At 66.0% G+C, this 14,684-nt stretch carries 15 protein-coding genes; 8 read left to right on the top strand and 7 right to left on the bottom strand.

Features of this window, described 5'->3' with window-relative positions; all coding sequences use genetic code 11:
- Positions 1 to 51 precede the first annotated feature (51 nt).
- Complete coding sequence (lepB, locus tag ACW179_RS15015; protein WP_492060276.1) at positions 52 to 879, top strand: signal peptidase I; 828 nt, start codon at positions 52 to 54, stop codon at positions 877 to 879.
- 389 nt (positions 880 to 1,268) lie between these two features.
- On the top strand, positions 1,269 to 1,973 hold the full coding sequence (gene lexA, locus ACW179_RS15010; protein WP_492060275.1) for a transcriptional repressor LexA: 705 nt from the start codon (positions 1,269 to 1,271) through the stop codon (positions 1,971 to 1,973).
- Positions 1,974 to 2,057: 84 nt separating this feature from the next.
- Here lexA and ACW179_RS15005 read toward each other — a convergent pair whose 3' ends face one another.
- The 3 genes from ACW179_RS15005 to ACW179_RS14995 are packed head-to-tail and all read right to left on the bottom strand — an operon-like array spanning position 2,058 to position 4,344.
- Positions 2,058 to 2,396 carry a peptidase inhibitor I78 gene (locus tag ACW179_RS15005; protein ID WP_492060274.1) on the bottom strand — a complete coding sequence of 113 codons (339 nt, stop codon included), beginning with the start codon at positions 2,394 to 2,396 and terminating at the stop codon, positions 2,058 to 2,060.
- Positions 2,393 to 2,854, bottom strand: a complete 462-nt coding sequence (locus ACW179_RS15000; protein ID WP_492060273.1) for a DNA polymerase III subunit chi — start codon at positions 2,852 to 2,854, stop codon at positions 2,393 to 2,395. The genes ACW179_RS15005 and ACW179_RS15000 overlap by 4 nt, the downstream gene beginning before the upstream one ends.
- Before the next feature lie 8 nt (positions 2,855 to 2,862).
- On the bottom strand, positions 2,863 to 4,344 hold the full coding sequence (locus tag ACW179_RS14995; protein WP_492060272.1) for a leucyl aminopeptidase: 1,482 nt from the start codon (positions 4,342 to 4,344) through the stop codon (positions 2,863 to 2,865).
- A 211-nt stretch (positions 4,345 to 4,555) separates the two neighbouring features.
- On the opposite strand from ACW179_RS14995, the gene lptF reads away from it, so the two are divergent.
- From lptF to rsmA, 6 genes are all read left to right on the top strand, one after another.
- Positions 4,556 to 5,713, top strand: coding sequence for an LPS export ABC transporter permease LptF (gene lptF, locus ACW179_RS14990; RefSeq protein WP_492060271.1), 1,158 nt, complete (start codon positions 4,556 to 4,558; stop codon positions 5,711 to 5,713).
- On the top strand, positions 5,710 to 6,816 hold the full coding sequence (lptG, locus tag ACW179_RS14985; RefSeq protein WP_492060270.1) for an LPS export ABC transporter permease LptG: 1,107 nt from the start codon (positions 5,710 to 5,712) through the stop codon (positions 6,814 to 6,816). The genes lptF and lptG overlap by 4 nt, the downstream gene beginning before the upstream one ends.
- Before the next feature lie 22 nt (positions 6,817 to 6,838).
- Complete coding sequence (locus ACW179_RS14980; protein WP_492060269.1) at positions 6,839 to 9,187, top strand: LPS-assembly protein LptD; 2,349 nt, start codon at positions 6,839 to 6,841, stop codon at positions 9,185 to 9,187.
- Positions 9,188 to 9,351: 164 nt separating this feature from the next.
- The gene (locus tag ACW179_RS14975) at positions 9,352 to 10,710 is read left to right on the top strand and encodes a peptidylprolyl isomerase (protein WP_492060268.1); all 1,359 of its coding nucleotides are present in this window, start codon (positions 9,352 to 9,354) and stop codon (positions 10,708 to 10,710) included.
- Positions 10,707 to 11,720 (top strand): 4-hydroxythreonine-4-phosphate dehydrogenase PdxA, encoded by a 1,014-nt coding sequence (pdxA, locus tag ACW179_RS14970; RefSeq protein ID WP_492060267.1) that lies wholly within the window; start codon positions 10,707 to 10,709, stop codon positions 11,718 to 11,720. Before ACW179_RS14975 ends, pdxA begins: the two co-directional genes overlap by 4 nt.
- Before the next feature lie 28 nt (positions 11,721 to 11,748).
- Entirely contained in the window at positions 11,749 to 12,573 is an 825-nt protein-coding gene (gene rsmA / locus ACW179_RS14965) for a 16S rRNA (adenine(1518)-N(6)/adenine(1519)-N(6))-dimethyltransferase RsmA (protein ID WP_492060266.1), read from the top strand.
- Here the strand turns inward: rsmA and ACW179_RS14960 are convergent, their stop codons facing one another.
- From ACW179_RS14960 to ACW179_RS14945, 4 genes are read right to left on the bottom strand one after another with little or no spacing between them, the layout of a single operon-like run.
- Positions 12,574 to 12,852 carry a type II toxin-antitoxin system RelE/ParE family toxin gene (locus ACW179_RS14960; protein WP_492060265.1) on the bottom strand — a complete coding sequence of 93 codons (279 nt, stop codon included), beginning with the start codon at positions 12,850 to 12,852 and terminating at the stop codon, positions 12,574 to 12,576. It abuts the gene before it with no gap.
- Positions 12,849 to 13,124 carry a hypothetical protein gene (locus ACW179_RS14955; RefSeq protein ID WP_492060264.1) on the bottom strand — a complete coding sequence of 92 codons (276 nt, stop codon included), beginning with the start codon at positions 13,122 to 13,124 and terminating at the stop codon, positions 12,849 to 12,851. The genes ACW179_RS14960 and ACW179_RS14955 overlap by 4 nt, the downstream gene beginning before the upstream one ends.
- 43 nt (positions 13,125 to 13,167) lie before the next feature.
- Positions 13,168 to 13,809 (bottom strand): guanylate kinase, encoded by a 642-nt coding sequence (gene gmk / locus ACW179_RS14950; RefSeq protein WP_492060263.1) that lies wholly within the window; start codon positions 13,807 to 13,809, stop codon positions 13,168 to 13,170.
- The gene (locus ACW179_RS14945) at positions 13,802 to 14,683 is read right to left on the bottom strand and encodes a YicC/YloC family endoribonuclease (RefSeq protein WP_492060262.1); all 882 of its coding nucleotides are present in this window, start codon (positions 14,681 to 14,683) and stop codon (positions 13,802 to 13,804) included. Before ACW179_RS14945 ends, gmk begins: the two co-directional genes overlap by 8 nt.
- Position 14,684 lies beyond the last annotated feature (1 nt).

Here is a 14,684-nt window from a genome sequence, read left to right as displayed (position 1 = left end):
TTGGCCAAGCTGCGCCGGTTCTACTGCAGGCTTGAACGCCAGGGGGATCCGATGAGCGACGACACAAACACTGCCCGCAAACCGACCCTGCTGGCCGAAGTCCTGGATTGGGCGCGTTTCTTCGCGCTCACGGCGGCGATCCTGCTGGTGCCGCGCACGGTGCTGGCCCAGCCCTTCATGATCCCGTCAGGCTCGATGGAGCCGACCCTGGAGATTGGCGACAGGATCCTGGTGTCGAAATACGCCTATGGCTGGAGCCGCCATTCCCTGCCCTTCAGCCCGCCGCTGGGCCATGGACGCCTGGCAGGGCGAGAGCCTGCACGCGGCGACATCGTTGTCTTCAAGCGACCGGGCGATGGCCGAACCGACATCATCAAGCGGCTGGTCGGTCTGCCGGGCGACCGCATCCAGGTTCGCGGCGGTGTTCTGACGATCAATGGCGCGCCCGTCGGGCAGACGCCGATGGCGGTGCGGGTCAAGTCGGATCACGGCTACCCCGTTGTGGTCGAGGAGGCCGCCGAGACCCTGCCCAATGGCCGAACCTATCTGACCCACTCGCAAGGCCCGCGCACGGCGGCGGCCAATACCGGCGTCTATCAGGTGCCGGCAGGCTGCTATTTCATGATGGGCGACAATCGCGACAACTCGGTCGACAGCCGCTTCGATCCGGGTTCGATCCGGCCCGGCGACGCCCGCTGCGCCTGGGATACCGCCCTGGATCAATATCTGCCGCCCGAGACCGGGATGGGCTTCGTCCCGGCCGAGAACCTGGTGGGCCGGGCCGAGCGTGTGCTGTTTTCCTGGCAAAGCGGCCAGGGCCCGCGCTGGAGCCGCACCTTCAAGAGCCTTTCGGCGGGCACCGGGGCTCCCCGGGCCTGAAGCGAATCGAGTCGGAAAGCGCGCCGATTCGCCGCTTCCGGGTCGTGACGCCTGGGTGCGAGCCCGGGCGGCTGCGTGATTGCATGGCTCTGCAGCCCCGTTGATCCTCGCTAGAAACGCCAGGACCACGCCTGACAGGATGTTTGTGCAAAGGTGATTTGCGCACCCGACAGCCGGATGATGTTCCGGGCACTATCTTCTGATTTAACAGCTAAATTCGCCGCACTGCTTCTGCAAGTGTCCCGTGGCGCGCCCCGCCTATACGCGCAGGCAGGGGCGTTCCGGGACCGCGTCGCGGCGGTCTGTTGCGTCAACTTGACATTAAGGAAGAACGCCTAGAGAACATTCCAACGGTTTGCGGTTTGTTCCGCGTCTTGGTCGAGGCCGACATGCTCACGCGCAAGCAGCACGAACTGCTGATGTTCATTCACGAACGCATCAAGGAGAGCGGCGTTTCGCCCTCCTTCGACGAGATGAAGGAAGCCCTGGACCTGGCGTCCAAGTCGGGCATTCACCGCCTGATCACAGCGCTGGAAGAACGCGGCTTCATCCGACGCCTGGCCCACCGGGCCCGGGCGCTGGAGGTGGTGAAGCTGCCGCAACAGGCCACGACCGCGGCGCCGCCCAAGGGGCGAGGCACGTTCAAGCCGCAGGTCTTCGAAGGTGGCGGCGCGCCGCCGGCCGCTGCGCCCTCGGCTGCACCGGCCAATGACAGCCGCGACCTGCCGATCCTGGGCAAGATCGCCGCCGGTACGCCCATCGACGCCATCCAGCACGAGCGCGATCGCCTGCCGGTACCCGAATCCATGCTGGGCGGCGGCGAGCACTATGTTCTCGAGGTTCAGGGCGACTCGATGATCGAGGCCGGCATCCTTGACGGCGACTATGTGATCATCAGGAAGGGCGACACCGCCAATTCCGGCGAGATCGTCGTTGCCCTGGTCGGCGAGGAGGCCACCCTCAAGCGCTTGCGCAAGAGGGGCGGCTCCATCGCCCTCGAAGCCGCCAATCCCAAGTACGAGACCCGCATCTTCGGTCCGGACCAGGTTGAGGTTCAGGGCAAGCTGGTGGGTCTGATCCGCCGCTATCACTAATCCTGGCTGACAGTCTGACAACAGAACGCCCCCGGCCAAGGTCGGGGGCGTTTTGCGTTCCGGGTCAGGACGATTGGAAGCGCCCTACCCGCACTTGACCTCTTTGACGATGCCCGTGTCGGCATCGAACAGGATGTTCAGGCGGTCGGGCCGGAAATCCATGGTCACCGGGCAGGTGGTGCAGGCCACACGCCAGCGGGTGGGATCAACGGGGGCCGGCAGGTCGGTGCGGATCTTGCCGACATAGGCATTGGCCTCATTCATCCCGCACTGGTCCTTGGGCTGGGGCGGCGCAATGGCGACCGGCGGCGGGGCAACGGGCGTCTCGGGCGGCGGCAAGGGAGCCGGAGGCGGCGTGCTGGAGCACGAGGCAGCGCCCAGCAGCACGGCGACGCCAAGGCCCGCCAGGATCGATCGCTTCATGCCTGCTTCTCCCAACCGCGTTCAGAACCCTGGCGCCAGTACGACACCGGATGACCGGCCTTCTTGAAGATCGTCCAGCGCCCCCGTGCGGTTCCCAGGGCGGCCTCGTCACGGCCATCAAACAGCAGGATGCAGCGCGCATAGCCCGCCAGGTCGCCGGGCTCTGCCCCGTCGATCAGGAAAATGGCGTCGCCGGCATTGGCATTGTCCAGGGCCGTGGTCAGCAGGACCGGCTGGCGCTCGGCCATCGGTTCGCCGGCCAGACCGTGCGGCAGGAACGCGTCGTCGCGAAAGGTCCAAAGATGCGCGTCCAGCGCCTCCAGCCGGCGGGCATCGACGCCCCGCACCAGGGCCTTCCAGCCCCGGCCAAGGGTCTTCTCCAGCAGTTCGGGCAGCACCTGATCGGCGCTGCTCCGCTCCAGATGGTAGAACCAGACCTCGCAAGGGCTTTCAGCCATGGGCGCGATCAGCTCTCATAGGCGTCGGCGACCAGTCGGTTCAGCAGCCGTACGCCGAAGCCCACCGCACCGTCGGGAACGGTCGGGTCTGTCGAAGGCTTGCGCCAGGCGACGGAGGCGATGTCGAGGTGCGCCCAGGGCACGCCGTTGACGAACTTCTGCAGGAACAGTCCCGCCGTGATCGAACCGGCCGGGCGCCCGCCGATGTTCTTCATGTCGGCGATGGGGCTTTCGATCTGCTTTTCGTAAGCCGCCGGTAGGGGCATGCGCCACAGCTTCTCGCGCTCTGCATTGCCAGCCGCGAGAAGTTTTTCTGACAAGCCGTCGTTATTGCTGAACAAACCGGCGTAGTCATGACCCAGCGAAATGATGATCGCGCCGGTCAGGGTGGCCAGGTCGATCATGAACTGCGGCTTGAAACGCTCTTGCGTGTACCAGAGCGCGTCGGCCAGGACGAGGCGGCCCTCGGCGTCGGTATTGATGACCTCGATGGTCTGGCCCGACATGGAGGTCACGACGTCACCGGGGCGCTGGGCGTTGCCGTCGGGCATGTTCTCGACCAGGCCCAGCACGCCGATGGCATTGACTTTGGCCTTGCGGCCGGCCAGGGCGTGCATGAGGCCGGTCACAGCGGCCGCGCCGCCCATGTCCCACTTCATGTCTTCCATGCCGTCGGCCGGCTTGATGCTGATGCCGCCGGTGTCGAAGGTGACGCCCTTGCCGACGAAGGCGATGGGCGGGGCGGTTTTGTCGGCCGCGCCGTTCCACTTCATGATGACCAGCTGGCTTTCGCGCACGCTGCCCTGGCCCACGCCCAGCAGGCTGCCCATGCCCAGGGCCGCCATCTGGGCCTCGCCGAGGATCTCGACCTCCAGGCCCAGGCTTTCCAGGCTTTTGGCGCGGGCGGCGAACTCTTCGGGATGCAGGATGTTGGCGGGCTCGGACACCAGATCGCGGCTGAAGATTATGGCGTCGGCCAGGGCGTTGAGCCCCTCGAACACCTTGGCGGCCTTGACCGGATCGGCGGCGGCGACCTTGACGACCGTGACCGACGGCTTCTTCTCGGCCTTTTCAGTGGTGCGATACTTGTCGAAACGATAGGCGGCCAGCTTGGCGCCGAAGGCGGCCCGGGCGGCGGTTTCGGCGTCGGCACCCAGCTTCAGAACCAGTTCAGTGACGCCGGAGGCCTTCACGGCCTGAAAGGCGTGGGCTGCGGCGGTCTCGACCGCCTCGGGCTCAACAGCCCCGACGCCATCAACGCCCACCAGCACCACGCGAGCGGCCTCCAGTCCGTGCGGAGCGACCAGGTCAAGGATCTGGCCCTTGGACCCGATGAAGCGGCCGCTGGCGATGGCGCGGCTCAGGGCCCCGCCGGTAGCCTGGTCAACCACCCGCGCCTCAGGCGACAGGGCGGCGGCTTCATGGGCCAGAACCGCGAGGGCAGCCGTGGCGCCCGCCTGGATGTCAGCGGGGACGAATTCGATACGCATCGCAGGCTCCTTGATCGATCTTGGCGCAACCGCCGCTCACGCGGCCATGCGCCCTTACTTGGCGGCATAGTCCAACCCTTGTCGCGAGAAAAGACTTCCGGCGACGCGGCGCGCGGTCTTCGGTTGTGCCCATGCGGAGCCCCCGTGTAGAACAGCCCTCCTCAGTGGGGGTTCGCGTTTTCCGAATCCGCTCGCCCGAACCCCCTTTTCGATGCGCCTGATAGAACGCTACCTTTTCCGACAATTGCTGGGTCCGACGCTTCTGGCGACGGCGGCCCTGGCGGCGCTTGCCTTGCTGGCCCGCAGCCTGTCGGAATTCGACATCCTGATCGAGCAGCGCCAGAGCGCGCTGGTTTTCCTCAAGATCATCGCCCTGGCCCTGCCCCAGCTACTGAACATCATCCTGCCCATCGCCCTCTTTGTGGCGGCTTTGGTGGCGCTGAACCGGCTGCATACCGAACAGGAGATCGTGGTCTGTTTCGCGGGCGGCATGAGCCGCTGGCGGGTGATCTCGCCGGCCATGCGCCTGGCCGTCTTCGCCACCCTGTTTTCCCTGGCCCTCGGCCTGTGGGTTCAGCCCTGGAGCGCCCGTCAAATTCGCGAGACGGCGTTTGCGGTCAAGACCGACGTCGCCTCCACCCTCGTCAAACCCGGACAGTTCACCGAGCCAGGGCCGGGCCTGACCGTCTATGCGCAGTCCATCGACCGCGATAATCTTATCCACAACCTGTTCATCCATCAGGACAAGCCCGGTGGCGGTGCCTCGACCTACTCATCACGGCAGGCGGTGATCGCCACCCGCAACGGCGCGCCGGTGCTGATCATGATGAAGGGGTCCAACCAGCAGTTTTCCAGCGACGGCGTGCTGCAATACACCTCGTTCGACGAGTATGCCTTCGACCTGTCGTCGCTGTTCCAGAGCGACGAGCTGCTGCACTACAAGATCGCCGACCGCTATCCGCACGAGCTGTTCTTCCCCGACCTGACCCAGGAGTGGGAACAGCGCAACCGCACCGGCCTGCTGGCCGAAGGACATTCGCGGTTCGCCAGCCCCCTCTACAATATCGCCCTGATGGCCATGGCCCTGGCGGCCGTGATCGGCGGCTCGTTCAGCCGAATGGGCTATGGCAAGCGCATCGCCGCCGTGGGCGCAGCCGCAGCGGTGGTGCGGATCATCGGCTTTGGCGTCCAGGCGGCGTGTGAAGACTCGGCCTGGCTGAACATCCTGCAGTACGCCGTGCCCGTGGCCGCCACCTGGTGGGGCCTGGCACAAATCTTCCGGCAAAAAATTCACCGCTACGTGGCCATCGGTCAGAGCGATCATCGCAGGTTCGGCGAGCCGCTGGGCCACGCCCAGGGGGCCCTATGAGCCTGGGCATCGGGATGATGGAGCGCTACGTCCTCAAGCGCACCCTGGCCTCGCTGGGGGCCGCCCTGGCCGTGCTGGGCTCGATGGTGATGCTGATCGCCTTCGTCGACATCGCGCGCAATGTGGGAACTCGGGCCGATGTCGGTTTTGGCGAGCTGCTGTATCTGACCGTCCTGCAGGCGCCGGCCACGATCCTGGTGCTGACGCCCTTCATCTTCCTGTTTGGCACCCTGGGTGCCTTTGTTGGCCTGAACCGTCGCAGCGAACTGATCGCCATGCGCGCCGCCGGCGTCTCGGCCTGGCGCTTCATCTTCCCGGCGGCCACGGCGGCCCTCGTCATGGGCGTGCTGACCGTCACCCTGCTCAACCCGCTGAGCACCGCCCTGACCGCCCAGTATGAAGTCTCGCGCGACGCGATGATGGAAAACTACCTGAAGGCCGCGCCCAAGGGCACATGGCTGCGTCAGGGCGACGACAAGACCCAGATCGTGATCCACGCGCGGGCTCGCGACCAGGTCAACGGCTCTGTGCGACTGCGGGGCGTTTCGCTGTTTATCTACACCCTCAACGCCAAGGGGGTGATGGACTTCTCGCGCCGGATCGAGGCCAGCGAGGCGAGGCTTGAGCCGGGTTTCTGGCGCCTGATCGACGTGCGCGAAGCGACACCTGGCGCCGGAGCGATTCGTTCTGAACGCCAGTCGATCTCTTCGAACCTGGATGACCGCACCGCCTCGGAGAACTTCACCTCGCCTGAGGCCGTGGCCTTCTGGCGGCTGCCCGATACGATCATGCGCACCGAACAGGCTGGATTTTCGGCCACGGCCTTCCGCCTGCGTTTCCACCAGATTCTGGCGACGCCGCTGCTGTTTGCGGCCATGTCGGTGCTGGCTGCGGCCTTTTCCCTGCGCCTGATGCGCCTTGGCGGCCTGGCGGCCCTGGCTGGATCTGGCGTGGCCCTTGGCTTTGGCTTTTTCTTTTTCAATGAGCTGTGCAGCGCTCTGGCGAAGGCGGATGTACTGTCACCGGCGTTCGCAGCCTGGACGCCACCGCTCGTCGCGCTTTTGGCGGGCTTCACCCTGCTTTGCTATACCGAGGATGGTTGAGTCCGTGTTTCCGAGGTCGTTCATGAAGGATCACAGCCATGGCGCTTCGCCCCTGGGGCGCTTGCGTCTGCTTGGTGGCGTGGCCTGGCTCGTGCTGGCCGCCTCGGCCGCGCACGCCCAGTCGCTGGCCGACATTCCGCCGGTCCCCAAGGTGGCCCCCGCGCCCGACGACGGGCTGGGGACCGATGGCTACTACCTCGAATCCGACCTGCTGATCCGCGATGACAAGACCGAGGTCCTGACGGCCCGCGGCGATGTCGAAGCGCGCTATCAGGGCCGTACCCTGCGGGCCGAGGAAGTGGTCTATGACACCAAGTCCGGCGTGATCCACGCCAAGGGCAAGGTGGTGCTGATCAATGCCGATGGCACGGCCCAGTTCGCCGATGAACTCACGCTGGACAAGGACCTGCGCGCCGGCTTTGCCCTGGGCTTCGCCGCCCGCATGGACCAGAATGTCAGGATCGCCGCCGCCTCCGCCATTCGCCGCAACGAGAACATCCAGGAACTGAACCAGGCAATCTACACCCCGTGTGAGGTGTGCGCCGAAAAGCCGACGCCGACCTGGTCGCTGTCGGCCGACAAGGTGGTCCAGGACAAGGAACGTCAGCTCGTCTACTACAAGAAGGCGGTCATTCGCCTGTGGGGCGCGCCGCTGATGTACCTGCCGGTGTTCTGGCACCCGGACCCGCAGGCGACCCGCAGTTCCGGCTTCCTGACGCCCAAGCTGGGTGCCTCGAAACGCCGTGGCATGTCCTACCAACAGCCCTATCTGCAGGTCATTTCGCCGTCTCAGGATATCATCCTAAGTCCTCAGATTAATTCGAGTGTTAACCCGTTTCTGAATGTGAACTGGCGCAAGCGGTTCTACTCGGGCTCGGCCGAAATCCGTTCGGGCTTCACCTACGAAAAGGACATCGACAACCGCGGCGAGCGGTTCGGTGAGAACACGGCCCGCAGCTACATTCTGGCCAGGGGCAAGTTCGACATCAACGACAAATGGACGTGGGGCTTCAGCGCCGAGCGCGCGTCCGACAAGCTGATCTTCGACAATTACGACATCAACGACGTCTATCAGCAGCGCGGCCTGTTCACGAGTGAAGACCGCCGACTGAGTTCACAACTCTACACTACACGCCAGGATGCGCGCTCGTTCCTCTCGGTCTCGGCGGTCACGGTGCAGGGTCTGCGGGTCTCGGCCGTGGATCCGATCACCGGCTTCGCCAGCTTCGAAAACAGCGACGTCTTCCCGCTGATCGGCCCGCTGGTCGAAGGTCGCTGGCAGCCCGAAACCCCGATCCTTGGCGGCCGCTTGCGCCTGCAGGGCTCGGGCGTGGTCCTGACCCGCACCGAGTCGCCCTACACCACCGGAGCCGATGGCGTGGACAGCCAGCGCGGCAGTCTGAACCTGGACTGGCGCAGCAACCTGACCCTGCGTTCGGGCTTGCGGGTCTCGCCATTCGCCCAGGCCCGGGCCGACGCCTATCGCATTTCCGATCTCCCCGGCGCCGACCAAAGCCAGACCTATTCCCGCACCCTGGGCGTCACCGGGGTGGATATCAGCTGGCCCTTCCTCAAAGCCCTGAAGGGCGGGACCGTGGTGCTTGAGCCCCTGGCGCAACTGGCGACGGGCTCCGGCAGCCGCAACATACCGGTCGTCGTCGGCGCGTCGGGCGCGAAGCCCAACCTCTACAACGAGGACAGCACCTCGTTCGAGTTCGACGAGACCAACCTGTTCCGCGCCAACAAGTCGCCGGGCTTTGACCTGTATGAAGGTGGCCAGCGGATGAATGTCGGCGGCCGCGCCACCGTCACCTATGACGACGGCCGCGGTGCCAGCGTGTTGCTGGGCCGCAGTTTCCGCTCGGAAGTCGACCCCCTGCTGCCGTCGCGATCAGGCCTGCAGACCAAGTCGTCCGACTGGATTGTGGCCGCCACGGTCACACCAATCCGAGGGGTGAACGCCTTTGTCCGCACCCGCTACGCACCCGACATAACCGACAACAAGCTCCGCCGCATCGAGGCCGGCATCGACGCCAGCAGCCAGTACATCTTCGGCTCGGCCCGCTATGTCCGCGACAATCAGGACGCCAACGGCGCGCCACTGGAAACCTTCGAAATGCGGGGGCAGCTGAACCTGACCAAGCGCTGGGGCCTGACCGCCTACGGTCAGCATGACCTGGAGGCCGGCGTCTGGCGGCGTCGTGATCTGGGCGTGGTCTATACCGACGACTGTATCCGTATCGACGTGATCTACCAGAATGAAGACCGATTCAGCCAGGCATCGACCGGTGGCCTCAAGCTCCAGGCCGACGAATCCGTGGTGTTGCGCCTAACGCTCGCCACATTGGGTGATACAGGTTACAGCGACTGAATTATCTGCGGCTTCGCCTGTGCGCGTGGCAGTCTTCGCACGTGATCGACCTGTCACCCCTGGGCGGCATGAACGAAACGGGCGTCGGTTTGGGCGACCAGCGGGCCCTGAATATTGGAAACGAGCCTGTTCGACGAACAGCCTCTAGAGGAACGACACTACCCATGCGGCCTGCGCGTAGCGTGAAGACCTTTGCCGCGGCTGGAGCCGCGTCCATCATCGCCCTGGCCGTGGCGAGCCTTGGCTCGTCCGCCCTGGCCCAGGCCGCCGACGTTCCCGTGGTCGCCGCGCCGCCGGCCGCCGCAGCCGCTCGTGTCAATCCGCTGTCGGAAAGCGTCGCGGCGGTCGTCAATGACGACATCATTTCCAGCTACGACCTGATGCAGCGTATGCGTCTGCTGATGGCCAGCTCTGGCCTGCAGCCGACCGAGGAAAACCTGCCGCAACTCGAGCAGGAAGCGCTGCGCTCTCTGATCGACGAGCGGGTTCAGATCCAGGAGCTCTATCGCGTCGAGAAGGCACAGAAGATCACGATCCTCTCGACCGACAAGGAAGTCGACGAGCAGATCGACGATATCGCCAAGGGCAACAATGCCGGCATGACCGGCAAGCAGTTGCTGGCTCAGCTGGCGTCCCAAGGCGTCGGCGCGGAAACCTTCCGCGCCCAGATCCGTGCCGAAAGCAGCTGGAACAACTGGATCAGCGGTCGCTACGGCTCACGCCTGCGGGTTGGCGAAGACCAGATCAAGGCCTACGAGCGCCGCCTGGCCGAGTCGGCCAGCAAGCCGCAGTACCAGGTCAGCGAAGTGTTCATCGACGCTACCCGCGTCGGCGGCATGGAAACGGCCGTGAACGGTGCCACCCAGCTGGTCGCCCAGATGCAGCAGGGAGCCCCCTTCCCCGCCGTGGCCCGTCAGTTCTCGGCCGCCGCGACCGCCGCAAACGGCGGCGACGCCGGCTGGATCAGCCCCGGCGAAATGCCGGCCGAGGTGGACGCTGCTCTGGAGCAGCTGCGCCCCGGCCAGCTGTCGCGCCCGATCCCCGTCAAGGACGGCGTCTACATCATCTATCTGCGCGAGAAGCGCGCCGGGGCAAAGGCCGCCCTCGTAGATCTCAAGCAGGTCGCCTATCCGCTGGCCGCCGATGCGACGCCCGAGCAGGTTGAAGCCGCCACCCGCACCCTGCTGGCCCTGAAGCCGCAGATCACCGCCTGTTCCACCCTTGAGGCAGCCGCCGGCAAGGTGGACGGTCTGGTGGCCGGTGACCTGGGCGAGGCCGAGATCACTGACCTGGCCCCCGCCTTCCAGAGCGCCGCGACGGCTCTGACCGTCGGCCAGGTGTCCGACCCGATCCGCACTGACGCCGGCCTTCACCTGATCGCCATCTGCGGCAAGCGCCAGTCGGGCGGCAACGCGCCCTCGCACGACCAGATCGAGAACCGCCTGCGCGGCCAGCAACTGGCGCTGATTGCCAAGCGCTACCTGCGGGACCTGCGCAACTCGGCGACCATCGAAACCCGGTGAAGCCGCGCCCTCTGGCCCTTAGCGCGGGTGATCCTGCCGGTATCGGCGCGGAGATCATCGCCAAGGCCTGGGCGGCCCTCCGCCAGGACGGCCCGCCCTTCATGGTGGTCGGCGACGCCCGCTCCCTTGCGGCCGCCGGCTCGAGCGTGCGGGTCCGTGCAGTCACCGGCCCGGTCGAAGCCCATGCGGTGTTTGCCGAGGCCATGCCGGTGCTGGACATACCGCTGCTGACCCCGGTGATCGCCGGCCAACCCAGCAGCGCCCATGCCGGCCAGATCCTGCGCTGTATCGAAACCTGCGTGGGCCTGGCGCTCTCGGGCGCGATCAGTGGCCTGGTAACCGCGCCCATCGCCAAGGCACCGCTCTATGACGCCGGATTCCGTTTTCCCGGCCACACAGAGTTTCTGGCCGACCTGACCACGGCCGCCCGCTTCGAGGGCGAGCGCGGTCCGGTGATGATGCTGACGGCCGGCGACCTGCGCGCCACGCTGGTGACCATCCACAAGGCCCTGTCGGACGTTCCGGGCTCCCTGACCTTCGACGGCATCGTCAAGGCCGGTCTGGTCACCGCCCAGGCCCTGAAGCGCGATTTCGGGATCGCACACCCCCGGCTGGCCGTGGCGGCCCTCAATCCCCATGCGGGCGAAAGCGGGGCCCTGGGCCGCGAAGAGATCGAGATCATCGGCCCCGCCATCGCCGCCCTGCGCGAGCTGGGCGTCGAGGTCAGCGGCCCCTCGCCGTCCGACAGCCTGTTCCATGACGAGGCTCGGGCCCGCTACGACGCGGTGCTGTGCATGTATCACGACCAGGCTCTGATCCCGGTCAAGATGCTCGACTTCTGGGGCGGGGTGAATGTCACCCTGGGCCTGCCCATCGTGCGCACCTCGCCGGACCACGGCACAGGGTTCGACATTGCTGGACGCGGTCTGGCCAGAGCCGATAGCCTGATCGCCGCTATCCAGTTGGCCGACCAGATCGCCGCCCGTCGCGCGACCCAGACTTTCGCTTAAGACACTCTTTTTTCGAGACCTGAAGACCATGAGCCTGGCCGATATGCCGCCGCTGCGCGACGCCCTGGAGCGTCACGATCTGCTGGCCCGCAAAAGCTTCGGTCAGCATTTCCTGCTCGACCTCAACATCACCCGCAAGATCGCGCGACTGGCCGGAATCGGCCCGGATGACGTGGTGGTCGAGGTCGGCCCCGGGCCCGGCGGACTGACCCGCGCCCTCCTGGAGACCGGCGCCCGCGTCGTGGCCATCGAGATGGACACCCGGTTCATGCCGATCCTGGCAGAACTGTCCGAGGCCGCCGACCAGCGGCTGGAGATTGTGCAGGGCGACGCCCTGAAGGTCGACGCCGCCAAGGCCGTCGGCGGCGTCCCGGCCCATGTGGTCGCCAACCTCCCCTACAACGTCGGCACCCAGTTGCTGATCAACTGGCTGACGGGCCCGTTCCGGCCCCTGTCGATGACCCTGATGTTCCAGAAGGAAGTGGCCGAGCGTATCGCCGCCGGCGTCAACGATGACGCCTACGGCCGCCTGGCCGTGATTTCCCAGACGGTGTGCGAGGCCAAGGTGATCATGGACTTGCCGGCTCGCGCCTTCACACCCCCGCCCAAGGTCAATTCGGCCGTCGTTCGCCTGATCCCCCGCGCCGTGATCCCGCCGACCGAAGAGCTTTCAGCCCTGGAACGCGTCACCGCCGCCGCCTTCGGCCAGCGCCGCAAGATGCTGCGCTCCAGCCTCAAAGCCATGGGCGGCGGCGAACTTTGCGAGAAGGCGGGCATCAGCCCAGATATCCGCGCCGAGAACGTGCCCATCGAAGGCTTCCTGGCGTTGGCGCGGGCGACCTTGGCGGGGTGATCAGCGGCGGTCCTGCAGACCGTGAAAGACACGTTCGACGAAGATCGTCTCCTGATAAATGCGGTAACGCACGACGAAGCCGTCGCGGCCGAAGTCGACGAACAGTTCGCGCTTGCCGTTTTCGACTTCAGGCGCGCAGGCGGGAAAATCGACCAGTCTGTCGACCCGCGAAAAGAACAGCTCCAAAGCGCGCTCAGCCGCTGACGGCGACCACTCCACGAGCCAATTGACCAAATCGCTGAGATCGCGCTCTGCGCGTCTCTCGATGATCAGTTTCATGCCTTGGTGGCGAGGCGCGCCTCAAGTTGCGCTCTAAGATCGCGCTTGACCTCTTCCCACGGGCGTCCTTCAGGCGCTTCTCCCTTTGGCGCGTCGCTCAGCCGATCGCGTGGATCGTCCCCGATCCAGGTGTAGTCGTCATAGTCGAATAGCGACCGCTCGAAGGCTTGCTGAGCGAATTCTTGCTGGCTCAGGCCCGCAGCTGCGGCACGGCGCTCGAGCTTCTCGCTCAAGGCATGATCCAGGGTCAGAGTGATCACACCATCGGCCATGGCCGTAAAATCCGAGCATTGGCGTTGTTCGTCAAGCGGACGTCTAAATCTCTTCCTTGAGCAGGTCCTGCACCAGATCGCCGATCCACGGGTTGCGCGAACGTTTCTGGCGTTCAGCGTGGTAGATGTGGGCTAGGTCCGCATAGGCCTTGTCGAAGTCGTCATTGAGAATGACGTAGTCGAACTGCTCCCAGGCGGCGACCTCATCCTTGGCGCGCGACAGGCGGCGATGGATGACCTCTTCGCTGTCCTGGCTGCGGGCGTGCAGGCGACGGCTCATCTCGGCCAGCGACGGCGGCAGGATATAGACCAGCACGCTGTCGGGGCCGGCCTGTTTGTGAACCTTCATGGCTCCCTGGAAGTCGATATCGAACAGGGCGCTCTCGCCGCGCTCCAGAGCCGCCATGATCGGCGGCTTGGGGCTGCCATAGAAATTGCCATAGACCTCGGCCCATTCCAGGAAGGCGTCGGCCTCGATCATCTCCTGAAATGCGTCTCGCGTGACGAAGTGATAGTCGCGGCCGTCATGCTCGCCCGGGCGTGGGGCGCGCGTGGTGGCGCTGATCGACAGGTGCAGGTCGCCATGGTCGGCCACGAGGCGGCGGGTCAGGGAGGTCTTGCCGACCCCGGACGGCGCAACGACCATCAGCAGCAGGCCACGGTTTCTGTGGTGAGACTTATTCAACGTTCTGAACCTGTTCGCGGAACTGCTCAATCACGGCCTTCAGGTCCAGACCGATCGCGGTCAGGCTGCTGAGCGCCGATTTCGAGCAGAGTGTGTTGGATTCGCGCATGAACTCCTGAGACAGGAAGTCCAGGCGGCGGCCGGCGGCCGCATCGGCGGCCAGCAGGGTGCGGGCGGCGGTCACGTGACCGGCCAGGCGGTCCAGCTCCTCGCGCACATCGGCCTTGATGGCCTGGGCGGCGGCTTCCTGAACGATCCGCTCTTCGGAGGCGGCTTCGCCCAGCAGTTCGGCCATGCGGCGGGCGAAGCGGTCCTTTAGCACGGCGGGCTGGCCGGCAGCCTCGACGCCGGCTTCGCGGGTCAGGCGCTCGACGGTGTCGATCTGCGCCTGCAGGACCGGTGACAGGGCCGCGCCCTCCTCCAGCCTTGCGGCCTTCAGCCCGTCCAGCGCCTGGGCAATCGAGGCCGCCATGGCGGCTTCGACGCCGGCGCGGGTTTCGGTATCGTCGTCTTCCTCGCGGGCCTCAATCACGCCCTTCAGGGCCAGCAGCCCGTCGAGCGAGGGCTTGGCGACCATGCCTGTGGCCACATAGGGCGCGCCGGCCTTCAGATAGCGCTCCAGGGTCTCGACGCTGACCTGGGTCTGGCCGGCGGCCTCGCTGCGCTTGGCCTGGACATTGACCGTCAGTTGACCCCGCTGGAAACGGGCCTGGGCCCCGTCCCGGGCGACGCGATCCAGCGCTTCAAATCCGGGCGGTCCACGAAAGCGGGTGTCGAGGTTGCGGCCGTTGACGCTGCGCGCTTCCACCGCCCAAGACCAGGCCCCCAGCACGCCCTCGACACGGGCGAAGCCGGTCATGCCCGACAGCGCCATC

The sequence above is a fragment of the Caulobacter sp. AVps18 genome (genome assembly GCF_058681425.1).
This window is presented reverse-complemented; position numbering and strand designations above follow the sequence as displayed.